The sequence below is a fragment of the Streptomyces sp. NBC_01689 genome, assembly GCF_036250675.1.
In the GTDB taxonomy this organism is placed as follows: Bacteria; Actinomycetota; Actinomycetes; order Streptomycetales; family Streptomycetaceae; genus Streptomyces.
Window position 1 is genome coordinate 984,241 of sequence record NZ_CP109592.1, and the last position, 22,483, is coordinate 1,006,723.

General features: G+C 67.6%; 23 protein-coding genes and 5 pseudogenes. 9 read left to right on the forward strand and 19 right to left on the reverse strand.

Going from position 1 to position 22,483, the window contains the following annotated elements; genetic code table 11:
* Nucleotides 1-96: 96 nt before the first annotated feature.
* Both OG776_RS03925 and OG776_RS03930 read left to right on the forward strand, forming a co-directional pair.
* Nucleotides 97-399: a hypothetical protein gene (locus OG776_RS03925; RefSeq protein WP_148012900.1), complete on the forward strand. Its 303-nt coding sequence runs from the start codon at nt 97-99 to the stop codon at nt 397-399.
* 248 nt (nt 400-647) lie between these two features.
* Entirely contained in the window at nt 648-1,130 is a 483-nt protein-coding gene (locus OG776_RS03930; RefSeq protein ID WP_329326329.1) for a hypothetical protein, read from the forward strand.
* 629 nt (nt 1,131-1,759) lie between these two features.
* Here the strand turns inward: OG776_RS03930 and OG776_RS03935 are convergent.
* Both OG776_RS03935 and OG776_RS03940 read right to left on the reverse strand, forming a co-directional pair.
* Entirely contained in the window at nt 1,760-2,107 is a 348-nt protein-coding gene (locus OG776_RS03935) for a DUF6247 family protein (protein ID WP_410093285.1), read from the reverse strand.
* 828 nt (nt 2,108-2,935) lie between these two features.
* Nucleotides 2,936-3,313: a lamin tail domain-containing protein gene (locus tag OG776_RS03940; RefSeq protein WP_329318918.1), complete on the reverse strand. Its 378-nt coding sequence runs from the start codon at nt 3,311-3,313 to the stop codon at nt 2,936-2,938.
* A 23-nt stretch (nt 3,314-3,336) separates the two neighbouring features.
* On the opposite strand from OG776_RS03940, the pseudogene OG776_RS42345 reads away from it, so the two are divergent.
* Nucleotides 3,337-4,399: pseudogene (locus OG776_RS42345) on the forward strand (IS630 family transposase).
* A gap of 21 nt (nt 4,400-4,420) precedes the next feature.
* On the opposite strand, the gene OG776_RS03955 reads toward OG776_RS42345, so the two are convergent.
* From OG776_RS03955 to OG776_RS03965, 3 genes and pseudogenes are all read right to left on the reverse strand, one after another.
* On the reverse strand, nt 4,421-5,335 hold the full coding sequence (locus tag OG776_RS03955; protein ID WP_148012896.1) for an SDR family NAD(P)-dependent oxidoreductase: 915 nt from the start codon (nt 5,333-5,335) through the stop codon (nt 4,421-4,423).
* A gap of 39 nt (nt 5,336-5,374) precedes the next feature.
* Entirely contained in the window at nt 5,375-5,968 is a 594-nt protein-coding gene (locus tag OG776_RS03960; RefSeq protein ID WP_148012895.1) for a TetR/AcrR family transcriptional regulator, read from the reverse strand.
* 128 nt (nt 5,969-6,096) lie between these two features.
* Nucleotides 6,097-6,249: pseudogene (locus OG776_RS03965) on the reverse strand (aldo/keto reductase); the annotation flags it as partial.
* A gap of 227 nt (nt 6,250-6,476) precedes the next feature.
* Here OG776_RS03965 and OG776_RS03970 point away from each other — a divergent pair.
* On the forward strand, nt 6,477-6,929 hold the full coding sequence (locus tag OG776_RS03970) for a hypothetical protein (RefSeq protein ID WP_329318922.1): 453 nt from the start codon (nt 6,477-6,479) through the stop codon (nt 6,927-6,929).
* Nucleotides 6,930-7,504: 575 nt separating this feature from the next.
* Here the strand turns inward: OG776_RS03970 and OG776_RS03975 are convergent.
* From OG776_RS03975 to OG776_RS03985, 3 genes and pseudogenes are all read right to left on the reverse strand, one after another.
* Nucleotides 7,505-7,848 (reverse strand): annotated as a pseudogene (locus tag OG776_RS03975) (helix-turn-helix domain-containing protein); the annotation flags it as partial.
* A 150-nt stretch (nt 7,849-7,998) separates the two neighbouring features.
* The gene (locus tag OG776_RS03980; RefSeq protein WP_329323644.1) at nt 7,999-8,787 is read right to left on the reverse strand and encodes a zinc-binding alcohol dehydrogenase family protein; all 789 of its coding nucleotides are present in this window, start codon (nt 8,785-8,787) and stop codon (nt 7,999-8,001) included.
* 372 nt (nt 8,788-9,159) lie between these two features.
* Entirely contained in the window at nt 9,160-9,618 is a 459-nt protein-coding gene (locus OG776_RS03985; RefSeq protein WP_329318925.1) for a MarR family winged helix-turn-helix transcriptional regulator, read from the reverse strand.
* A 414-nt stretch (nt 9,619-10,032) separates the two neighbouring features.
* Between OG776_RS03985 and OG776_RS03990 the strand changes: the two genes are divergently transcribed.
* On the forward strand, nt 10,033-10,908 hold the full coding sequence (locus OG776_RS03990) for an IS5 family transposase (RefSeq protein ID WP_329318927.1): 876 nt from the start codon (nt 10,033-10,035) through the stop codon (nt 10,906-10,908).
* 10 nt (nt 10,909-10,918) lie between these two features.
* Here the strand turns inward: OG776_RS03990 and OG776_RS03995 are convergent, their stop codons facing one another.
* From OG776_RS03995 to OG776_RS04015, 5 genes and pseudogenes are all read right to left on the reverse strand, one after another.
* Nucleotides 10,919-11,440 carry a hypothetical protein gene (locus OG776_RS03995; RefSeq protein ID WP_329318929.1) on the reverse strand — a complete coding sequence of 174 codons (522 nt, stop codon included), beginning with the start codon at nt 11,438-11,440 and terminating at the stop codon, nt 10,919-10,921.
* A 188-nt stretch (nt 11,441-11,628) separates the two neighbouring features.
* Nucleotides 11,629-12,372 (reverse strand): annotated as a pseudogene (locus tag OG776_RS04000) (transposase family protein).
* Between the two features lie 125 nt (nt 12,373-12,497).
* Entirely contained in the window at nt 12,498-12,887 is a 390-nt protein-coding gene (locus OG776_RS04005; RefSeq protein ID WP_329318931.1) for a hypothetical protein, read from the reverse strand.
* A gap of 321 nt (nt 12,888-13,208) precedes the next feature.
* Nucleotides 13,209-13,853 (reverse strand): TetR/AcrR family transcriptional regulator, encoded by a 645-nt coding sequence (locus tag OG776_RS04010; protein ID WP_329318933.1) that lies wholly within the window; start codon nt 13,851-13,853, stop codon nt 13,209-13,211.
* Nucleotides 13,846-14,676 (reverse strand): alpha/beta fold hydrolase, encoded by an 831-nt coding sequence (locus OG776_RS04015; RefSeq protein WP_329318935.1) that lies wholly within the window; start codon nt 14,674-14,676, stop codon nt 13,846-13,848. The genes OG776_RS04010 and OG776_RS04015 overlap by 8 nt, the downstream gene beginning before the upstream one ends.
* A gap of 64 nt (nt 14,677-14,740) precedes the next feature.
* Between OG776_RS04015 and OG776_RS04020 the strand changes: the two are divergent.
* Nucleotides 14,741-15,061, forward strand: a pseudogene (locus tag OG776_RS04020) (transposase family protein); the annotation flags it as partial.
* Here OG776_RS04020 and OG776_RS04025 read toward each other — a convergent pair.
* From OG776_RS04025 to OG776_RS04040, 4 genes are all read right to left on the reverse strand, one after another.
* On the reverse strand, nt 15,039-15,320 hold the full coding sequence (locus tag OG776_RS04025) for a hypothetical protein (RefSeq protein ID WP_329318937.1): 282 nt from the start codon (nt 15,318-15,320) through the stop codon (nt 15,039-15,041). The pseudogene OG776_RS04020 and the gene OG776_RS04025 sit on opposite strands and share 23 nt — an antisense overlap.
* Nucleotides 15,317-15,529, reverse strand: a complete 213-nt coding sequence (locus tag OG776_RS04030; protein WP_329318939.1) for a hypothetical protein — start codon at nt 15,527-15,529, stop codon at nt 15,317-15,319. Before OG776_RS04030 ends, OG776_RS04025 begins: the two co-directional genes overlap by 4 nt.
* Before the next feature lie 14 nt (nt 15,530-15,543).
* Entirely contained in the window at nt 15,544-15,900 is a 357-nt protein-coding gene (locus OG776_RS04035; protein WP_329318941.1) for a hypothetical protein, read from the reverse strand.
* A 482-nt stretch (nt 15,901-16,382) separates the two neighbouring features.
* The gene (locus OG776_RS04040) at nt 16,383-17,093 is read right to left on the reverse strand and encodes an SDR family NAD(P)-dependent oxidoreductase (RefSeq protein ID WP_329323645.1); all 711 of its coding nucleotides are present in this window, start codon (nt 17,091-17,093) and stop codon (nt 16,383-16,385) included.
* Nucleotides 17,094-17,175: 82 nt separating this feature from the next.
* Between OG776_RS04040 and OG776_RS04045 the strand changes: the two genes are divergently transcribed.
* A complete protein-coding gene (locus OG776_RS04045; protein WP_329318946.1) occupies nt 17,176-17,973 on the forward strand; it encodes a helix-turn-helix transcriptional regulator in 798 nt (265 codons plus the stop codon).
* A 52-nt stretch (nt 17,974-18,025) separates the two neighbouring features.
* Here OG776_RS04045 and OG776_RS04050 read toward each other — a convergent pair.
* Nucleotides 18,026-18,843 (reverse strand): IS5 family transposase gene (locus OG776_RS04050; RefSeq protein WP_329318948.1). Its coding sequence is split into 2 segments (ribosomal slippage): nt 18,026-18,501 and nt 18,501-18,843, totalling 819 coding nucleotides; the frame shifts between segments, so codons are not numbered across the junction.
* A 39-nt stretch (nt 18,844-18,882) separates the two neighbouring features.
* On the reverse strand, nt 18,883-19,173 hold the full coding sequence (locus OG776_RS04055; RefSeq protein WP_329318951.1) for a WhiB family transcriptional regulator: 291 nt from the start codon (nt 19,171-19,173) through the stop codon (nt 18,883-18,885).
* A 520-nt stretch (nt 19,174-19,693) separates the two neighbouring features.
* Here OG776_RS04055 and OG776_RS04060 point away from each other — a divergent pair.
* On the forward strand, nt 19,694-20,119 hold the full coding sequence (locus OG776_RS04060; RefSeq protein WP_329326330.1) for a hypothetical protein: 426 nt from the start codon (nt 19,694-19,696) through the stop codon (nt 20,117-20,119).
* A 3-nt stretch (nt 20,120-20,122) separates the two neighbouring features.
* Complete coding sequence (gene fxsT / locus OG776_RS04065; RefSeq protein ID WP_329318955.1) at nt 20,123-22,417, forward strand: FxSxx-COOH system tetratricopeptide repeat protein; 2,295 nt, start codon at nt 20,123-20,125, stop codon at nt 22,415-22,417.
* The last annotated feature ends 66 nt before the right edge of the window (nt 22,418-22,483 follow it).

Genomic DNA, 22,483 nt, shown 5'->3' on the forward strand with positions numbered 1-22,483 from the left:
CCGTTGGTAGAGATCTTCATCCGCGTCGCTCTCGCTGTTGAATCGTTTCCCGGTCAGGGTGGGTCGTCAGCAACGCCAAATTGGCAGGATGCAGCCATGCCCGAGTACACGATCAGCACACAGAGCGGAAGCGACTGGGTCGCCTTGCCCGCTGGGAACCTCTCCCATCACCTTGTGCCAAAGTCGCTGCAATGCAAGATCGTGGACGACACGGATGTGTTGACCTTTCGCGCTGGCAAGGCCGTCGCCAGCGTCTCTTGGGAACTCGCGGGTACCTGGTACGTCTCCGTCGAAGGCGCCGAATCGTCCGGACTGGCGGATCTGATCGCTGCCAAGGTCGCACAGCAGCTTGGTGACGCGACCGGACAGCAGGCCGTTCATCACAAGGTCACTGACTGACGGGCCTCCCTCATCAGCGTCACCCTCGACCGCGGACACGAACACCGCACACCAACAGGGGCGGGCTCGGGCGGTCGACCCCGAACGCCGGCAGACGGCAGGCCGAGGACCAGAACGGTTCGGCCAAGATCCACGGCCCCTCGTGACCGACCTGCTGAGGTCACAGGTCGAAATCCGGCGACAGCCAAGGCGTCCGCCGGGCAGACTCGGCCTTTGGACCCCGCCGACCGGCGGTACCTTCGCCGACGGTGAACGAGGAAAAGAGCTCCCTGATGACCGCATTCCAGTGCCGTAGCTGCCACCGTGCGGTAACGCGGACGGTCGCTGAGCGGCCCCTGCCGGCCGAAGACGTGGATGAAGGGTGGTACCGACCGGAGGCATCGCCCCCGGACGCGGGCGGGCATTCAGCACTCCCTATCGTCCGGATGCCCCCGGGAACCTTTGCCATCGATCCCGACCCCTCCGGACCGCCCTACGTACTGGTCGAGTTGTCCGGCTTCCTGGTCGAAGCCGGCCCCCATGGCACCATCGTGCTCAACCCCAGCGACAGTCTCGGCCTGGAGGCACACCCCGACATCGTGATGCGCCGCGGCTACTGCTGTGGCATGGACGGTGAGTGGGGGCCCAACCTCGCATGCACCTGCGGCGAGATCATCGCCACCCTCTACTCAGACTGCTATCAAGTCCAAGAGCTGAGGCTGCAGCCCGACGCCGTCGACCACTGCGCATGACCGCCAAGAGACAATAATCTTGGGTACCTTCGTCCGCATCGAGGTGCTACTCCAACGCCGTGACCTGGTCGTCGGCCCCAGACTGCAACAGCCCATCCCGCAACTCGGCGGCGCAAAGAGTCATCGAGCACAGCGTGCGCGGCAGCGCCGCGGGCCAACGGTACTGGAACAGCTACTACCAAAGGATGGTAGAGCAACTCGTCCGCTCGTCTGCCCTCGACGGCAACTGATCGCCGCATACGGTTCCGGGGCCGGACAGGTGTTCCGTGGCAGGACATAGATAACAAACTACCGGCAATACTTTCGGATCTACAGCCAGATGCACTCGTCGATGACGATTTGCGGGTCGGTCGTGCGAGGAGTGAAAACATACCGTAGCCATCCCCGTCCATGATCGAAGTACAGGACGTGAGCGCCGCTGGGGCGCGTGGACTGGACGGGTTCGACGCTCATGCCAGCGGGAAGATCTGCAGCTACATCGAGGCCCCGGAAGTACGGGTCTTTGGCTATGACCAACTCAGCCCGAGCAGCGTCAACCAGGGTGCGCGCCGATGCTGGGAGGGCGTTTCTGTTGTCTTCGGCTTCCTTCGTCCAGTCTGCCTGCCAGGGCGGTCCCATAAATCCGTCTGTCACTGGCCGGGTTCCACCCCACTGGCTTCGCGGCGCAGTCGTCCCGCTTGCTCTACGAGGCTCTTAGCTCGGGCGCTATCCGTGGCTTGGGAAGCCTCGTCCTCCAGGCTGTGGACTCTGTTCTCGAGTTGCGGGTCCCGGGCAAGGGCGAACTCTGCCCACCAGCGGGCCATGAAGGCCGGCACGGGGGCCAGGTCGTAAGTGTCGGCGATCTTCTCACGCCAGTTATTGTCGAAGTCAGGAAGGAGCTTGGGCGTGTGCTGTGCGATAGCGGCCCGCAGTGCCTTAGGTGTGCGTTCGGGCATGCGGGGAATTGGTCCCTGCATGCCCACGGTGGAAGCGGTCACTGTGCATGCTCCTTCAAGGCCATGAGATCAGGCAACTAGAGGTTCGGCTGTCACGCCGTCGGCTCCGTTGCTGTCAGATGGGGGCTGTGCGGTCAGGGCGTCACGCTGAGCGGTAGTGATCATGCGGGCGTAGGCATGAATGTCGCCGCGGGCGTACGCATCCAGCAGAATCTCGCAGAGAGCGGACATGGAGCGGACCGCATCCTGTGTGCGTCGCTCGTCGACACGAGACCACAAATCGTTAGTCGCGAAGACACTTCGACCACGACGATTCCCCGCGCCGGAATCGGGGGTGACGCGTGGTAGAGGCAATGTTCCGGCGGCGTACTCGGTAAGAGCGCGACGCATGATCCATGTGAGGGTCAGGCCCTCTGACTGAGCCCGTGCTCCGGCAGCCTCCCACACCGGCTGCGCAACATTGGGTGCACGTTCCACCTCTCCTGCTGCGGGCATGTTGCACTCCTATCGGTAGCTTTCGATACTACCGATGCACACGGTACTACGGATCGCATCGGTACGGTGCCAGAGGAGTCATCCGACAGGGATACAACTGGAGCGACACCACTCACCGCGGGCGCCCTCATCACCACCTGACATAGCGAAGTGGAGGGGACCGTGGGTGGGTCCAGGACCGGACGGGTTCCGGGGGTGGTGCCCGTACGGGTCAGGAAGTCGCGGTCTTCGGGTGGCGTCCCGTCGCCATCCGCCTCGGGAAGAGCCCTGCGGCAGGGCGGAGTCCACGGTGCGTGGCGGCCGTGATGGGCCGCCACGCACCGCCGTTCGGTGCTTGTGTTGGTGACCGGCCCAATGGTCACGGATGGACGGGGGTCAGAGGCGGCGGTCGTGGTAGTTGCTGTTGTAGCCGCCGCGGTGATGGCGGCCCCAGGAGGCGTCGTCGATGAACCGGCCGTGGTCGTTGCGGAGGGTGGCGGTGTCGGAGCGGTTGTCCCAGACGTAGTTGCGGCGGTCCTGGCAGACGTCGCGGTAGGTGTCGCGGCCGACACCGACGTGGACGCGGACCGTGGAGCGGCCGTCGAGGCGGTAGTGGCGGAAGGTGTAGGTGTGGCCGTCCTCGTCGGACAGGGTCCAGCCATCCAGGTTTCGGGCGCCTGTCCGGCGGAACGATGCGTCGGGATACAGGACAGGCGCAGAGGAGCGGCAGTTACTGACCTTCAAAGCGTGGTGTCGGTGGGGCTGACGGGTCATGATCCCTGCGGTACGCCAAGTGCATGAGGTATGCGCAAGGGGGCGGGCTGACCGACGAACGGCGGGCCTTTCGCGAGAAGTTGCGGCTGGAGGCGGCTGAGCGCTTCCAGCAGGGCGACGAGAACGCGGTCATCGCTCACGACCTGCGGGTCAGTGTCCGGTCGGTACAACGGTGGCGCAGGGCCTGGTCGCAGGAGGGGCCGAGAGCCCTGGCCTCGAAGGGGCCGGCGTCCTTGCCGTTGCTCAGCGACGAACTCTTCGCCGTCCTCGAGCGAGAGCTGCTGAAGGGACCGGTCGCGCATGGCTGGCCGGACCAGACCTGGACGCTGTCGCGGATCAAGACCCTGATCGGGCGCCGGTTCCACAAGAGCTACACCGTCCAGGGTGTCGCCGCGCTGCTCAAACGGCATGGCTGGACCTGCCAGGTTCCCGCTCGTCGTGCTATCGAGCGAGACGAGGCGGCCGTGGCCGGCTGGATGAAGGAGACCTGGCCCCAGGTGGAAGGACCGTGGCGGCGCTCGACGCCTGGCTTGTCTTCGAGGACGAAGCCGGATTCTCGATGACGCCGCCGACCACCCGCACCTGGTCCCGCCGCGGCCACACTCCGGTGGTCCGCGTCCGGGGCCGTTCCCGTCGCCGCTTATCGTGGCCGCTCTGGCCTGCTACAAGACCGGTGAACCCTCGCGGCTTATCTACCGGCCCTGCCCGGACGCCCGGCCCGACGGGCGCAAAAGCTTCTCCTGGAAGGACTACCGCGACTTGATCCAGACCGCCCACCAGCAGCTGGGCGGCCCGATCGTGCTGGTCTGGGACAACCTCAACACCCACCTCACCGCCGGCATGCGGCGCTACATCGCCGACCGCGACTGGCTCACCGTCTTCCAACTGCCGCCCTACGCACCCGACCTCAACCCGGTCGAGAACATCTGGTCCGTCCTGCGACGCACCACCACGGCCAACCGCGCCTTCGCCGACCCCGATGACCTGATCACTGCCGTCCGGCGCGGATTACGCCAGCTCCAGTACCGTCCCGATGTCCTCGACGGCTGCCTCACCGGCACCGGGCTCCGACGCCAGCCACCATAACGACATCACGCATTCAAGGAATCAGTAGGAAAGGTCCTTGAGTAGGGCGCGGGTCTCGGCGACGATGCGGTCCTGGAATGCGGGGTCCTGGACCTGGGCGGAGCCGCGCATGGGGTGGCCCTTCTCGTCGTGGTAGACGCCCGTGTCCTTGGAGGTGTCGGTGAGAACGCCAGTGATCATTCGGGCAGCGCGCTTGGGGGTGCTACCGCCGGGCATGAGCGGGGCGAGCGGGCCGATGACGTAGGTGGCGAGCAGTTTCAGGACGGGGTTGGCGTCGCGGGCCAGGCCGGTGCTCGGGTTGAAGCCGGGTTCGACGGCGTTGAACCGCAGACGGGGGGTCTCTCGGGCGAAGGCGAGGACGGTGGCGAGGTTGGCCTGCTTGGAGGTGGCGTAGGCGTCGTAGCTGGGTTTGGCCGAGCCGCCGGGCTCCCAGTGGCCGTGCAGGCTGTCTTTGGCGGTGAGGTAGCGGGCGCCGCGGAATCCGGCCTTGACGGCGGGGCCGCGCTGGGGGTCTTCGACGGCCGAGCAGGTGAAGACGACGTTCGCACCGTCGGGCAGGTGCGGGATCAGGGCCTCGGTGAAGGCGAACGGGCCGAGGTGATTGGTGGTGAAGGCCAGGTCCCAGCCCTGGGCGGTGGTAGTTATGGCGGTGGGCATGATGCCCGCGTTGTTGAGCAGGCCCGCGATCGGCAGACCGAGCCCGGCGATTTCCTCCGCGGCGCGGCGCACACTCGCCAGGTCGGCGAAGTCGCAGACGACCGAGACGGCGTGGCCACCGGGCCGGGCGTTGATCTCGGCCTCGACCTCCTTGAGCTTGGCCGGGCTGCGCCCGACGAGCACGAGGGTGCCGTGGGCGGCGAGGTCAAGCGCGGTGCGCTGTCCGATGCCCGAGGTGGGGCCGGTGATGATCCATGCCTTGCGGGGCTGAGCGTTCATGGCTGAAGGTCCTTTGTCGAAGGATGCTGTGAGAGCGGGTCAGGTCCGGCCCGGTATGCCTGTTCCGGCCAGGACGCGCCACAGGGCTTCGAACGCGGTCTCGGCGTTGGCCGCGGCCCGGTCGGGATCCCGGATCATCTCGTCGATCGCGGCCTCGGCCAGGGCGTTGGCGAGGGTGAGGACGAAGCCGAGCGGCACGTCCCGCACCGGCCCGCCGGCCCGGGCGCGCTCCAGCAGATCGGCGATCCCTACCGAGACCAGGCCCACTTGCTGGTGACTCTCGTCGGTGATCTCGTCGGCGACCTGGAGCTGGGCCAGGACCCGGCGCTTGTTGGGATTGCCGGTCGCCCAGCGCGCCCAGTGCTCCCACATGTGACGCACCTGCTCGCGTGGCTCACCCCTGGGCGGAAGGCCAGCCAGTGACGCCTGGGCCATCTCGGTCTTGAGCGCGATGAACAACTCGTTGAGCAGCTGCGTCTTGGTGTCGAAGTAGGTGAACAGTGAGCCGTTGGAGACACCAGCCTCCTTCGCGATCACCGCTGTAGACGCTGCGCCAATCCCCTGGGAGGCGATGACGCGCGCGGCAGCTGACAGGATCGCCTGGCGCCGTTCCTCACTGCGTGGTCTGGCCATACCCCCACCATATAAGAGAGTGACCAGTCACTCAACCTGGCGCTCACTCGACACCGTGCGCCCGAAAGGGCTGCATGCGCGCCCCAGGCCGGTGGAGGCGGCAGCCCCGGCCTGGGGCGCTCCTTGGTCTACAGGGCGGTCAGAGCGTCGAGTTCGGCCAGAGCGTCGGTGGGCAGCATGAGGCGGGCTGCGGCGATGTTCTGCTGCAGGTGGGCGGCGGACGAGGTGCCGGGGATGAGCAGGATGTTGGACAATCGCTGCAGTAGCCACGCCAAGGCCACACCCCATCCTTGCCCTTCGCGCACGTCAAGGAATTCGCCCTCCAAGGCCAGGGCCCAGGAGCTTGGCAGGCGAAATGAAGGGGTGCCACACCGTATCCCCGCCCACCACGAAAGCGGTTCCCGCCGACCTGTCAACAACGATGCGGGTCCATACAGGTAGTTCGTGGGATCCATGGACTCTGTCGATCATGATTTTTCGTAACGCCTCGAGGAGGCTGGCTCTGTCCATGGGAACCGCCGCCTTCATGCTGAGCATCGCCGGCGCTCTGACGCCTGCATCCGCGGCAGGAGCCGATTGGGTGTTCTTCAGCGACGCCGACAACCAGAAGTGTCTCCTCGGGTCGACCGCAAGCAACAGGGCGTGGGTGGACACCGACTGCGGCGCCGGCCCGCTCTGGCACTGGGGGACGGAGTCGAACCAGTGGGACGGGCACACGATGAAACGGCTCGTGAGCAACGCCAACGGTGGCTGCCTCACGGCTGACTCCGGTGCTTCGAAGAACGACGTCTACGTGGCACCGTGCGGCAACGGTCGAAGCGGACAGTTCTGGACGGCTGACGGCAAGTTCATGCAGAACCAGAACCACTCGTACCTCAGTTTCTCCGGCGTCGGTTCCGCCATCTATACCGTCACCACGTTCAATGAAGACACCTGCAAGTGGTTCGACTACGTGGTCTGACCCGGGTCTGCGTCGGCCCCCGCACCTCAATGCGAGGTACCGTGACCGAATGCTTCCGGGCCCGGGCCGAAGCGCACCATCCAAGCCTTCGAAGGCGTCGATGACGATGCCCTTCTTGCCCAGCTACCACGCATCGAGGCCATCCGCCATCAAATCGACGACGACCTGCGCTCCTGGGTCGGCGAGGTCCGCCGCCGCGGCATGTCCTGGGACCGTATCGGCGCAGCCCTCGGGATGCGCCGTCAGTCCGCGTGGAAACGCTTCGCCTGACACGACCAGTCCCGAGTCACACACCCGGATCTCCCGGGCTCGCACGCGTTCGACCGGGCCGCGTTTCTGCCCTCGTCGCAGCGGTCCGGTTCTTGACCGTCGGGAGGATCGAAGTCCGTCAGCGCCATCGCGCCCGGAATCCCGGGCGCGGCTCTTGGCGCGCGGCGTTGCCGGCCCTGCGGATGCCCCGGTCGGAACCGAGCAGGCCCGGCCCTGTCCGTCGACTCCGCGGGGCGCGGCCCTCATGCAGCGGGGGTGTCTTCCCGGTCCTGCCGGGCTGGCGCAGCATCGGCGCCTTCTTGGGACAGCCGGGCGATGCTGTAGCGACTGAGTATGCGGTGCACGGTGGAAGGGTTGAGCCCGAGCAGGTAGGCGATGCGGGCTGGGCCTCAGCGGCGCAGTACACGGACTTTGATGATGCGCCTCTCGGTCCGGGTCGGCGTGCGACTCGGACTGTGATGTGGGCGGCTGGCGCGATCCGTCATCCCGGAGGCCCCTGCTCGCGGTAGCGGTCGGCCCACCGCTTCGCCGTGGGGGGTGATACTTGGAATCGTTCAGCCGCGCGACGGAGCGGCCATTGATCATCGACCAGGCACTGCGCCAGGCGCAGGCGGCCGGTTGCGGTCAGGGGTGCGTTGCGGTGGGCCATGTGGGTCTATCCGGCTCGGAGGATGACGACGGCTGGGTGCACGAGTGGTGTCTCGTGCACCCGGCCGCGAGGTGGGCGCTGTCCGCGTTTGCGTGGCTTTGGGTGAAGCAGCTTGCAGCTCTTGGGGGTGGTGCGTACGGAGGTGCGCCCTCAGTTGTTGGTCAGGACTATGCGCTGGCTGGGCGAGATGTGCATGTCCCAGGCTTTGTGTACTTGCTGCAGCGGAATGGCCACCGACTCGCCGGTCAGTGCGCCGGTGCTGATTTCATGGGCGAGCGTGGGCAGTTCGGCCAGGATGGCGTGGATGCCGATGGATCCCTGACCGCTGCCGAGAAGGTTGAGGTTGCCTGCACGGAGGAATGCGGAGGGGAGAGAGATGTCCTGGCCGGCCATGGAACCGATCTGGACCCAGTGCAGCGCCTTTGATCGGTCGGTGCGTGCCTTGAGGAGCGCCGGGATGGCCTGTTCGGTGGGCCTGCCCCACAGGTAGTCGAGGACGATGTCGACGTCGCCCGCTTCGCGTCCGAGCACGTTCGCGATCTCCTCGTCACTGCCGTTGAGGGAGACAACCGCGTCGGCGCCGAGGTTCTTGAGAAGCTGCAGGCGCTCGGGTGAGCGGCCCGCTCCCACGACGCGTTCGGCGCCCACGAGTTTGGCGATCTGCACGGCAAGGCGTCCGGCGTTGCCGGTGGCGCCCAGGACGAGCACGCTGGCGCCGGGCTGGAAGCTCAGCCTGCTGCGCAGGGCCACCCAGGACGACATGCCGGGGTTCATTGCCGCCGCGACCGCGAGCGGATCGGTGTCGGCGGGCAGGGTGATGGCGCGCCGCCGGTCGACGACGGCCTGCTCGGCCATGGTGCCCACGGCGTCGTCCGAGACGACGAAGTACAGCAGCTCCCCATCGCTGGTGCGGCCCACGGCATCGATGCCCGGGACCATGGGCAGCAAGCCGTCGGAGGTGTAGTGAGAGCCGTCGGCTGCGGACCGCACACGCGGGTGCAGTCCGGCGGCCACGACATCGACGAGGACCTCGTGCTCGCCCCGCGGGGAGGGGGTTGGGAATGTCTCATAACGAGGCGGAGCATCGAAGGACCTGACAACGGCCGCGTGCATACGCGTCTCCCATCTGGGGTCCGGCATGTGAGCCGGCAGCGGATCAGGCACGCCATTCAGTACGTGCCACAAACTAATTTCGAAGATAGTTTGCGGCACGCACTAAGTCAAATGGGTGTTTTGCCTGATCCTTGTGGACTGCGCTGGCTGCCGAGCGCGTCTACGTGCGGATATCCGACGCCGCAGGCAGCGAGCGAGTCAGTCGGCGTCGCGAGGGGTGAGAATCTCGGAAATGTGACCCACGAACTGCTGGCGGGCGTGGTCTGACAGCGGGGCAACGAGCCCGTTGATCTCCCGCTCGACGTCGCGCGCGCAAGCATTGACGAGGGCTCGGCCGCGGGTGGTGAGACTGACGGTGAAGGACCGCCCATCACGAGGATCCCGGGCCCGTTGGACAAGGTCGCGCTTCTCCGCGCGGGAGACGAGCCCCGTGGTGGACGACTTGTCCAGCCCGAGGTGGTCAGCCAGGGCAAGCATGCTCGGCTCGCGGTCGCGCAGCACACCCAACATCCGGATCTGCACCACGGATAGGTCCCGCTCCGCGCCGACCTTTCCGAGGACCTGGTGCACCCGGAAGGACAGCTGAACGAGGGCGTCGACTATGGCGTTCGCGGGAATGACGTCGGTCGCGTGCGCCGCCGCTTGCCTGCTGGTCATGCGACCACTGTACCGATTAGTGCGCGACGCAAACTACATTGCCGTGAGGGTACATGTTGCCCTCGTCGCGAAGCCGGTCGATCGCCGCGTCCGCCCTTGTCGTACTGCGGTCCGGTCGACATCGCCGCTTCATCGGAGCGCCCATCGACCAGGTGCTGTCACCAACCTCCGTGGATAGAACACCTAGGCTCCCGGGCATGGCCAAGTCCCGGGGACGGAAGCAGCGCAAACCGCAACAGCGAGTTGCCCGCCGCAGGCCCGACCGCGTGACGCCCGCAGCCCTTCCCGTTGACCGATCGAGGGTTCGCGGTATTCGTGGAGACATGGCAGTGACGGCACGCATAGAGCCACCGACGTCCCGCTGACTAGGCCGTGTATCGAAACTCGATCTTGGACTGTGAATGATCACGGTTCATGGGGCGGGGAGATCTCACGGACGAGCAGTGGGCGGTGCTGGAGCCGTTGTTGTCGAAGGGGGGCAGGGCGGGGCGGCCGCCCGTCTGGCCTCGGCGGCAGTTGATCGACGGCATACGGTTCCGGGTCCGTACCGGTGTCCCGTGGCGGGACATGCCCGTCGAGTACGGGCCGTGGGGCCGGGTCTACGACCTGTTCCGCCGATGGCAGCGGAACGGCACTTGGCACCGGATCCTCACCCGGCTGCAGTCTCTGGCCGACGCGAAGGGCGAGATCACGTGGGACCTGAACGTCGACTCCACGGTCTGCCGCGCCCATCAGCACGCGGCCGGGGCCCGCAACCAGGGCGATCTGCAGAAGGAACCACCAGGTGGCGTGTTCACCGAGCCCCATGATCACGGGCTAGGAAGGTCACGCGACGGGTTCACCACCAAGCTGCACCTCGCCGTCGAGCAAGGTCAGAAGCCCATGTCGATTGTGGTGACGGCAGGACAGCGCGGAGACTCACCGCAATTCGAACCCGTGCTGGAGAAGGTTCGTGTGCCTCGCATCGGACTGGGCCGGCCGCGCGTCCGCCCCGATCGCGTGCGGGCCGACAAGGCGTACGCGTCCCGCAAGAACCGTGCCTATCTGCGCCGCCGCGGGATCCGGTGCACCATCCCGGACAAGGCTGACCAGGCACGCAACCGCCAAAAGCTCGGCTCCCGCGGCGGCCGACCTCCGCGCTTCGACCCGGCCGACTACCGCGAGCGCCATGCGGTCGAGTGCGGGATCAACCGGCTCAAGAGACACCGCGCTGTCGCCACACGCTACGACAAGCTCGCCGTCCGCTACGAGGCGATCGTGCTCGTCGCTGCCATCAACGAGTGGCTCTGACCCCCGGCCGTCACGCGGTGGGATCCACGTTCCACGTCGCGGGCAGATCGCTGCCGCAGAAGACGCAGATAAAGTCGTCCTCACGCACGATGCTGTGCTCCTGGCAGTCGGGGCACCGCCGGAATACAACCTCGTGAGTGAAGCCGGAAGGCCGCCGGAGCTCTACAGCGTCCAGAGCCTGGGCGACCTCCGCCCAGGAGTTGACGTCCGGGCAGTACCCGGTGGACTGGTTGCTGACCTCGCTCACGGTCCATCGGTCCGCCTCGCGCATGAAGCTGATCTCGCCGGCACTCAGAACCATGTCTCCGCCGGCACAGGCCACGTGCTCACTTCGCCGCGGGGCCAGCCGGAGCACACCGTCCACATCGATCACGAAGGTGAACGGTTCGGTCAGTTCCGCCGCCGATTGCTCCACGATCCAGCCACCGAAGTCAGCCGCCGAGCCGATCCGACGGCCGCCGTCACCGGGCCGCACCGCAGCCTTCAACTCAGCCGGTCCGACATATCGGTAACTCCGCCCCCGCGCGTTCACGTCAGCCAACCTAGAGCACTTCCGACACACGCCCTAGGGCTCCGGCTGCGCGCCGACGCGCATCCACGCAGTGCCCCGCGCCCGGAACCACAGGCATGCGAGCCGCGCCAGGGTGAGACACCGACCGCGATCCACAGCCAGGTCAGATCGCCGTGCGCCGCGAACAGGATCGCGAGCAGTGAGCGTTTTCAGCGTTGGCTCTCCAGGGTGAGGACGGCTTTGGCGATGACGGTCATGTGGTTGGGGCTGATGCGGGATCTGTGGAAAATCTGCCAGGCCTTCAGTCGTGCCATGCCTCGCTCGACAGGTGCCCGTCCTGCGGACAAAGCCCGGTTTCCGGTTCGCTCGGTGGGCGTGACCTCGCCGCCTGGCGCGCGGCGCCTGGCGGTGGCGAGCCAGGCGCCAGCACCGACGTAGGCCATATCGGCGAGGACGGGGACGCCCTGGTGGGCGCAGATCCGGAGGATCTTGTGGGTGCGGGCGGCCGTCAGGTCGTGGGTACGGCCCGGCAGGGCCGGGGACAGCCACAGATCTCTCCGACCGGGTCGACCTGCAGGTTCACCCCGTGCCTCTTGCGCTTCGCGGAGTAGTCGGCTTTGCCGTCGCCGACGCGGTCGCATTCGGCGAGCGTGCCGTCGAGGAGGACGAAGTCCGGGTCGTGCGAGCGCAGCGTCTTCAGCAGGCCCGGCGCCTTTTCGGCGAGCAGCTCGGTGACCGCGGTGACGTAGGGGTGTGCGGTGCCGACGGATATCCCGAAGCCCGCCGCGATGCGGGCGAGAGTGTCGTCGCGGCGCAGGTATACCAATGCGACCAGCGCACGCCGGTGCGGCATGAGTTTGCACCGCCGGTCACCTTCACGGGTGACGATGAGCTTCGTGACCCACTCGACCAGAGCGGGGGGGCAGGTCCAGCGCGGCGGGATACGGAACCAAGAAGGCTCCTGTGATGCTGAGTGGAGGCGTCGAACACCTCCCTCAACGGCAGGGGAGCTCAGTCCGTTGCGCACCCCGACACTCACCCTGTGCCGTCACCCGATCAGTGGCCATCCTGAAACGGCTCACTGACCGGTCGCGCTCATCAGGTGGCGCCAGCGCGGTAGTTCGGAGAACGGCACGATCAGGCACAGCAAGGTCACTGTTGCGGCGGTCCAGGTGGGCCACAGCGCCCATGCGGCCGCTGTCGCCGCCACCAGCTGGATCAGGACCAAGAGGATGGTGACGGTGCCGGGCACGGCGACGGGTGAGTCACCGCCGGGCCGGTCGCCCGGGGTGCTGAAGAGGGTGGGCAGGCCGATGAGCAGCACGACGGCGCCGATCGCCAGCGGGATGGAGTATGGCCAAAGGGCCCAGGGGGTGGCCACCCAGGCGATCAGCTCGGTGGTGAAACGCAGGCCGCCTCGGAGGTAGTCGTGCCCGGGTTGTCTCGTGGTGGTGTTTGTGTCGATCATGATGTCCGCCTGTCGTTGATCAGCGCGACCGGGCGCTGAGGGTCCGGTCTGGAGTCGAGGGGATCGGTGGCGGCCCGCAGGCCGTGACCGAAGGCGATCGCCGGGTGAAGCCGGCGTCGATGTGGGTGCCGAGTTGGACGCCGGCGGCTGCTTCAAGCGTCTCGATGCGGTGCGGCGCGGTGGATGCCTACGGGTATGCCCGATCCGTGATCGTGAATCGGAGCCGATCGGTCCGAGGGAATTCACCTCGAACAGGACGGCCGAACCGCAAGTCACCGGATGAGACCGCAGGGTCCCGCCGTGGGCACCGGGCGGTCGCTCTCAGCTGGGGGGCGGCGTCCCAGTTTCGTGATAGCGGTGCTTGGAGGGGTATTGGTCGTCCTCTGGGGGTGCGGCGCGACCGAGCTGGTCGGCCTGCAGACCGGCGACCAGGCTGTCGATGAGGAAGTGGTAGCTGCCGGTGACGTCGCGATTCAGACCGAAGCCGTCGGCGGTTTCAAGAGCGGCGAAGCCGTGGATCGCTGCCCGCAGTGATCGGGCGGCGTCGACGAAACGGGTGTCGGGCAGCTTGAAGCCCGCAAGGACGTCGTACAGGACCCGCACCGCTTCGTTGCTCACGTGCTTGTCCTCCTCGTCATCGGCTGCGGGGGCCCGAATGGTCGCGGCGTAGCGGCCCGGATGGTCGAGGGCCCAACGGCGGTAGGCGTCGGCGAACGCGCGGACCGCATCGGGGCCGAACTTGCCGACTGCCGCCCGGGCCAGGACGTGCGTGAGTTCGCGCTTGGCCTGGATGGCGATGCCGCGACGAAGGGCGTCGAGAGAATCGACGTGCTTGTAGAGCGATGGTGTGCGCACGCCGAGCCGCTCAGCCACCAGGCCCATGGTCAGGTTGGTGAAGCCGACCTCGTCGGCGAGCGCCGCCCCGGCCTCGATGACCGTGGCTGGAGTGAGTCCTGCCCTAGGCACGGGCGCTGACCTGCAGGAAGTCGATCACGAGGGAAACCACTTCGTCGGGGTGCTGCACGTGCGGGTAGTGACCGGCTCCCTCGATCATCGCGAGGCGGGCCGTTCCGGCCGGCATGGCGGCCACGATCGCCTCGCCCTCGGCTCGCGGGTCGGCCCAGTCGGGGTCGAGCGAGCCTTCGACGATAAGAGCCGGGCAGTGCACGTTCGCCAGCTGAGCGCCGGCGTCGGTCGGTGCGGCCTGCGCCATCTTCTGCAGTGCCTTCATCCGGCCGGGCTCGCGCAGCATGGCATCCGTCCGGGCCAGGTCGGCGGTCCAGTCGGCCGGCTTCCTCCCGGGGTAGGCGAGGGCGAGGTAGCTCTTCCAGGACGTCAGAGAGCCGAGCATGGTGCCGAGCATCCGGAGCATGCCCTTGCGGTAGCTGCTGACCCGCAGATCGCCCAGCGTGAACGTCTGCTTGCGAGTGAAAGGTGCCAGTTCGATGATGCCGGTGACCAGATCGGGTGCCTGGGCGGCCGCGATGGTGGCGGCACCGCCGGAGATCGAGTGACCCACCAGCACCGCCGGACCGCCGAGCCGGTGGATCAGCGCGATCAGGTCGCCGGCGATGTCGGTGCGGGTGTAGGAGGGCCACTGCGCGCTTGATTCACCGCAACCGCGCAGGTCGACGACCGCGACCCGGTAGCCAGCCTCGACCAGCCGCGGCGTCACGAACCGGTATGCGTTGCGGCTGTTCCCTATGCCCGGGACGAGGACGACCAGCGGCCCCTCTCCGGTGACCTCGTAGGCGATCTCGCCGTCGTCGATGGTGAGGTACTCAGTCATGGCCGTTCTCCAATGGCTAGAAGCGTTAGCCATAAGCTAATCGGAGTAGCCAAGCGCGTCAACATCACGCTGTGTGCATCAATGCCGACCCCTGCGTCACATCCGGGGGCTCGCCGGCAGCGCCCGCCAGGGCGTCCCCATCCTCGCCGACATGGCCTCCATCGGTGCTGGCGCCTGGCTCACCACCGCCAAGCGCCGCCCGCCAGGCGGCGACCTCACGCCCACCGAGCGAACCGGAAACCGGGCCTTGTCCGCAATACGGGCACCTGTCGAGCGAGGCATGGCACGACTGAAGGCCTGGCAGATCTTCCACAGATCCCGCATCAGCCCCAACCACATGACCGCCATCGCCAAAACCGTCCTCACCCCGGAGAGCCAACACTGAAAACGCTCAGTCCCAGGAACACGGCCGTGCACGCCAGCGACGCCCACGCCAGGAACACCGCGTCGCCCGCGCCGATGAGCACGCCGTCGAGCACGGACACGACCCCGGCAGCCGGCTGGAAGACCGCGGCGACGATCGAACCCAGCATCAGCACGCGCGCCACCGCCTGATCGCTGGTGAATGCCCCGGCTAGCACCGGGCCCAGCGCCGCCAATCCGACGCCGGTGACCACCCCGAACCAGAGCCCCCACCAGTTCATCTGTGCGACCACCCGCCTCGTCTGCCCGATCCGCCGGGCGCGCCCAGCTCGTGCCCGACCAGTGCCTGCGCGGCGATCGCGAGGACGTCGAGCGCGAGAGCGAGCGTGATCCACAGGTTCGCGGCGATGATGTTCGCGGCCAGCGCGTCGGTGCCTGGCCGGCCCGCAGCCCACACCGCGGTGGTGTTGTAGGCGAGGAAGCTGCACACGTTGACGAGCGTGTTCAGGGGCTCCGGCTGCGCCGAGCCCGGCGAGCTTGGCGGGGCCCAGGTGCCCGACGATGGCGCTGGTTGGTGAGAAGGACAGTGAGCCGGCAGAGGTCCACCAGCGCGACGAGGGCGAGCCGGGTCAGGCGCGGATGCGGGATGTCCATAGCTGTGTCCGTCCACGGGTGGACCGGCAGGTGCGGCAAGGCATTGCCTGCGTATCGGGCGAAGGTCATCGAATGCAGCGCAGGCTCGTCGATCCCGGTCATCCGGTGGATCCAACGGGTCACCGGATCCGAGAGCCGAGTCTGGACCATCGACAGGCCGCCCAGTTTGTTCAGGTGAAACTCGCCCAGCAGCGTCTTGACCTCCACTCCCTGGTGCCTGGCCAAAGCGCCGATCCAACTGGCGGATTCTCAATCGAATGGTTGTGCGATATCTGAACTCTGCAGACCCGGCACCGGCTGCTGCGTCTCAGTCTTTGCTGCGCTCACCAGCACATCTTTCGACCTGCCAATCCTGTCTTCAACGAGCTCGACTCACTCGTCCCCACCATGGGCGAACTGACCTGGGCATAGTGGGCGGATCCGCGTGGCAACCGTCGGCCGCCCCGCCGAACTGGTGGCCGCGCACCATCGCCCGGGGTCGTTTCCATCCTGCCCGTTTTGTCCTTCCGGGCCGCCCTCTTTGACCTAGCCTTGTCCTCTTCGGTGGCGGCTCTCCAGGGCGGTGAGCACGTCCTGGCTCAGGTGCATTCCGGCGGCGTCGTGGTGAGCGCGTGCGGTGGTGGAGTCGACGCTGGCCTGGGACAGGTCCACCCTGAGAACACAGGTCGGACAGCCACGGAGCCCGAAAGCTACCAGGCGACGGGTGTCCCGTCCCAGGAGAAGAATGCGCCTGTGGGTCCGTCGTCGGACAGCAAAGCGAGCCGGACGGCGCCGGCGGCTGCCTCGGCCGGGTCTCCGCCCGCGGCGGCCGCGGCGGCATTCAGAGAGGTCCGCCGCAGTCCGGGTGCCAGGGCGTTGATCTTGAAGCCGTCCTCGGCGAGGCTCTGGGCGTAGAACACGGTCAGCGCGTTCAGGGTCACTTTCGACGAACGGTAGGAGGCGAAGCGACCCCGATAGCCGGCGTGCTCGGTGACCGCGGCGTCCAGCGATCCGGTCCCGCTGGAGATGTTCACGATCCGGGGGTGAGCCGAGCGCCGGAGGACCGGCAGAAAGGCGTTGGTCACCGCGACCACGCCGAACACGTTCGTCTCAAAGACACGGCGGAAGGTGTCGACGTCCTCGTCCTGTGCTCCCTTGCCCTCCGACGGGGAGACGCCCGCGTTGTTGATCAGGGCGTCCAAGGTTTGGATGCGCTCCGCAGCCGCACCGACACTCACCGGATCGGTGACGTCGATGACCAGTGGCTTCGCATCGCCGCCTATGTCGGCGACGGCACGTTCCGCGCGCTCCGCATCCCGCGAGCCCACATAGACGGTCAGTCCCGCCTGGACCAGCTGCCGGGCAATTTCCTTGCCGATGCCCTTGTTGGCGCCCGTGACAAGCGCTGTCGAGATATCCATGCTGTCAGTGTCCGGGCCGGCCCGGCACGCAACCAGGGACAATCGATACCAGCCAGACACAGCCGAGGAGGTAGAGGTACAGGTGGCCCGAGAGGAACTGGCCCGTTTCCTGCGTGTCCGCCGCGCGGGGCTGCGCCCCGAGGACGTGGCCCTGCCGCCGGGATCACGCCGCCGAACCGGCGGGCTGCGACGGGAAGAGATCGCAGACCTCGCGCACATGTCGGTCGACTACTACGTGCGCCTTGAGCAGGCACGCGGGCCACGCCCCTCCCCGCGGATTCTGGACGGTCTTGCCATGGCCTTCCGCCTGGCTCCGGCCGAACGCAACCACATGTTCCAGTTGGCCGGCCAGACGCCCCGTCCGCCCACGACACCCCCGCGGCAGGTACGCAGTCACATCACCGACCTGATCCATCGACTGCCGGACACGGCCGCCCTGGTCACCGCTGCGAACTACGATGTCCTCGCCTGGAACCCGCTGGCCCAGGCACTGCTCGGCGACCTCGACTCCCGTCCGAACCTGGCACGCCGCCGTTTCCTGCTCCGCGAACAGATCTTGACCACCGGCCACGAGGACTTCGCCGAGATCGCGGTCTCCCGTCTGCGCACTGCTGCCGACCGCTATCCCCATGACAAGGATCTGTCCGGCCTCCTGGCAGACCTCGAAGCAGGCAGCGGGGAGTTCCGCGAGATCTGGGCCTCGCCCGCTTTGCGCATCCCCGGGCATCGCAGGAAGACCATGGTCCATCCCGAACTCGGGGAACTCCGCATCAACTGCGACGTGCTCACCCTCCCCGAGGACGACCAGCAAGTGCTTTTCATGACTGCCGATCCCCACACACCGACCGCTCACGCCTTGCACCGCCTGTCCGAGGGATGAACCCTGCGGCTGCGGCTCACCAGGCAGCCCCGGGTCCGACTTAGACCGTGTCCTATGTGGTGAGGCGGATGAGTCGTTTGTAGCAGCAGAGGGCGGCAGCAAGGCCGAGGAAGGCCAGGTAGTTGCGGGGGTGGCGTTCGTAACGGTGGTTGAGTCTGCGGTAGCCGGTGAGCCAGGACATGGTCCGCTCGATGACCCATCGTCGGCGCCCCAGCCGTTCACCGGACTCGATCCCTTTGCGGGCGATACGGACACCGATGTGCTTGCCCCACAGCCATTTTCGCAGGTGAGGGATGTCGTAGGCCTTGTCTGCGTGGAGACGTCGGGTTTTGAAGTACCGGCCGCGCTGGGGGTCGTGTCTCGTTTGGTGACCCATGGTCATGGGCTTCAGGGCGAGGCTGTCGTGGGTGTTGGCCGCGGAGACGCCGACGACGGTGGGCAGTCCGTTCGCGTCCGACAGAACGTGCATCTTGGAACCCGGCTTGCCCCGGTCCACGGGACTCGGACCTGTGAGTTCGCCCCCTTTTTCGCCCGCACATGAGCTGAGTCGAGGACGACTCGGGAGAGGTCGAGCAAGCCGGCATCGTCCAAGCGGTGCAGGATCTCCTCGTGCAACCGGCCCCACACACCCGCCCGCGACCAGATCAGGAACCGGCGATGCGCGGTCGACTTCGATATCCCGAAGCACGGCGGCAGAGCCCGCCAGGCACATCCACTGACCAGCACATAGATGATCGCCGCGAACAGCGTCTCATCAGGCGTGTCCTGCGTCCCGCCACCCTGCCGCCGCACCTTCGACGGCGGGATCAACGGCTCCGCGATCTCCCACAGCCCGTCCGGAACGATCCAACTCCACGTACCCCGCCCCATAACCAAGCCCAACGACCCAACCCCACATAGGACACGGTCTTAGCCGGCACGGGTCGCCATCCTGCCCTGGGCTGTTTCCAGGACGGAGAGCCAGGAGACCACGTTCGGCTTACGCCGAAGGAGAGCTCTGCGATCCCGCTCCGTCATCCCTCCCCACACCCCGAACTCGATCCGCTCATCAAGCGCTTCGGCGAGACATTCAGTGCGCACGGGACACCCTGCGCAGACCACCTTGGCCTGCCTTTGACGTGCACTGTCCGCGAACAGGTCGTCCGCGTCGGAACTGCCGCACGCGGCGTTCTCCCGCCACTCGGCCCTGGCACTCGTCATGGCTTCCCTCTCCCCCTGCGGGCGCTCCAACTATGAGGCGCCGGTGAGAAAGCGAACCTCACGCTTCCCCGGCCTGCCTAGATCTTCACGTCCCACGCTTTCCCCGAATCAGCAAGGTCACCGTCCGCACTGAACGCGAAACCCACCTGAACCCAGGAGCCTTGGCTGACCCCTGCAGTACCGATTTGCAGGGTGGTGAGTGCCCGGACCTGTTCGTTGTGCTGAGGCTCGACGGTCCATTGCACTCAGCGAGAAGAAGCGAGTCGCCCCTCTCCGTCCCTCGCTCCGGTGGATCTCAACGTACAGTCAGCTGGCTTGGCGGCCTGGCGGAAGCCGTCTCTGCACGTACGGCCGGGACCAGCGCGCGGGAGGAGCACCAGACGGTGGCGTACTTCTCTGTCCATCCGTGGAGTCGGCGGTTGGCGGCCGGATGAAGCCGGCGGCTGAGATCGGTGCCCGCGGGCAGGGCATCGGGCGTACGGTCGTTGGTGGATGACTGGCTGCGGACGCTGGGGGCTTCGTGGTGGGTGTGGAGTTGGCGGTCGGGTATCTGATCGCGTGGGCAGTGGGCAAGGCGCGGCGGGTGGCGGGCCGAGCGGACGCCGAGGTGGACACGCTGCTGGATGCCGGGATGGACCGCCTGCACGATGTCGTGGCGGCCCGGTTGGGCGGGAACCCGGTGCTGGAGCAGGCCGCGGTGGAGGCGGCCGCGGGTCCGGACGGGGTATCGGAGCCTACCTTGGCGCGGCTGCGGCTGGCTGTGGAGGAGGCTGCCGGGCAGGACGTCGTGTTCGCCCGGTCGGTGGAGCAGGCGGTGATGAAGGTGGGGCAGGCTGCGCAGACCGCGGGCGCCCGGGCGAGGGCGGTCTACGGGCCCGTGTTCCATGGTCCAGCAGCGCTCCAGGTCGGCGACCACAACACGCAGACCAACACGTTCGGGTCGTGACCCGTGGCTGGGGGCACCTTCCACGGCCCGACGGCGTTCCAGGTCGGCGATCACAACACGCAGCACAGCCACTTCCACACTGCGCCGCGGGCACCGGTGTCGCTGCCGCACCAGGTGGGAGTGGTCCCCTCGCGTGCGCAGTCCTTTCTGGAGCGGGCGGAGGCGGGGGCGCTGAGGGAGGCGTTCTCGAGCGGTGGCAGCGCGGTGTCGTGTCAGGTCCTGGCCGGGATGGGCGGGGCCGGTAAGACACAGCTCGCCGCAGACCACGCGCTCCGCGCGTGGAGTGAGGGTGGGCTGGAAGTGCTGATGTGGGTCACGGCGACTGCCCGTACCGCGATCGTGGATGCCTACGCGCATGCCGCGGCGGACCTGTGCGGTGCCGACCTCGGCGACCCGGAACAGGCCGCGGAGGCGTTCCTGGCGTGGCTGCAGGCGAAGAACCACAGGTGGCTGATCGTGCTGGACGACCTTACGGACCCCGCGGATCTCAGGGGACTGTGGCCGCCGGACAGACCCGAGGGCCGCACGCTGGTGACGACCCGGCGCCGTGATGCGGTGTTGACCGGCACCAGGCGGAAGCGGATCGACGTCGGGCTGTTCACGACGGGCGATGCCACCCGGTATCTGGCGGCCACACTGGCCGCGCACGGGCGCAGCGAGCCGGTCGATGAGTTGGTCGGGCTGGCCGAGGACCTCGGACACCTGCCGCTCGCTCTGTCCCAGGCAGCGGCCTACGTCACCGATCAGGCGCTGGATGTCGCTGCGTACCGAAGCCTGCTCTCCGACCGCGCGCTCGCGCCTTCCCTACCCGGGCCCGGGGCGCTCCCGGACGACCAACGCGGTCCGTTGACGGCCACCTGGACACTGTCGGTCGACCTCGCAGACCGACAGGACCCTGCAGGCGTTGCTCGGCCCCTGCTCGCCCTCGCATCCATGCTCGACGCCCACGGTATCCCCGAATCCGTCCTGACATCCCGGCCCGCCCGCGACTACCTCGCCGCCAACAGCACCCGCACGCCGCCGCGCCGGAAGTGGTGGCGGTGGGCCTCACCTCCGAGAGCGGTGACCGGGCAGGAGGTCCACCAGTCCGCACGACTCCTGCACCGCCTCAACCTGATCGACCACACTCCCCAGTCGCCTCACCAGTCCGTTCGCGTGCACGCCTTGGTCCAGCGAACGACCCGCGAATCTCTGGCCTCCTGCGACTACGAGGAGGGCGCCCACGCGGCCGCCGACGCCCTGCTCTGCGTCTGGCCCAAGGTCGAACGCGACACCGATCTCGCCCAGGCGTTGCGCGCCAACACCGCGGCCCTGGCCGCCCACGCCTCGTCCACCGGCTGCCTCGACCGGCCGCACACCCATCACGTTCTGTTCCGGGCCGGCAACAGCCTGGGCAACTTCGGCCAGGCGTCGGCGGCGGCCGACTACTTCCAGCGCCAGCGGGCCGCCAGCACGACGCATCTCGGAGCAGACCACCCCTACGTCCTCTCCCTCCGTCACGACGCTGTCTACTGGCGCGGGAAGGCAGGCGACGCGGCAAGTGCCACGCCAGCGTGCGCCGACCTGCTGGAGGATCGCTTGCGGGTCCTGGGTCCCAACCACCCCCACACCCTCGCTACCCGCGGCAGCCTCGCTCACTTGCGGGCGCAAGGAGGAGACGCGGCCGGAGCAGTGTCCGAGTTCGCGCGCCTGCTGGACCACATGGTGCGGGTGCTGGGCCCTGATCACCCGAACACTCTGGCCGTGCGAGGCAACCTCGCCGAAAACCGCGGAGCGGCCGGGGACGCACCCGGTGCCGCAGCCGCCTTCGCCCAGTTACTGAACGACACCATCCGAGTGCTGGGGTCCGACCACCCGAACACCCTCGCCACGCGCAGCAGCCTTGCCGGATGGCATGGCCGGGCGGGCGACGCGAACGGCGCCGCAGTGGCGTGCGCCGCGGTGCTGGACGACCATCTGCGGATCCTGGGGCCCGATCACCCTGACACTCTCGCCACTCGCAGCAACCTCGCGCACTGGCGCGGGGAAGCCGGGGCTGCGGCTGAAGCCGCATCCGCGTTCGCCGACCTCCTCGGCGATGTGACCCGAGTACTTGGACCCGATCACCCACAGACGCTCGTCGCGCGCGGCAACCTTGCACGGTGGCGCGCACAGCAGGGAGAAGCGGCCACCTTCGCAGACGTACTGGACGACATGGTGCGCCTGCTCGGCCCCGACCACCCCCATACCCTCGTCGTCCGCGACAACCTCGCGCAGTGGCAGAAGCAGAACAGCCAAGGCCCCGGCGCATCCGCCTGACCACGGCCGCTTCGTCAACTGCAGGCCTCGCCACAGAACGGCCGGCTTCCCCTCCCTCCCCACGAT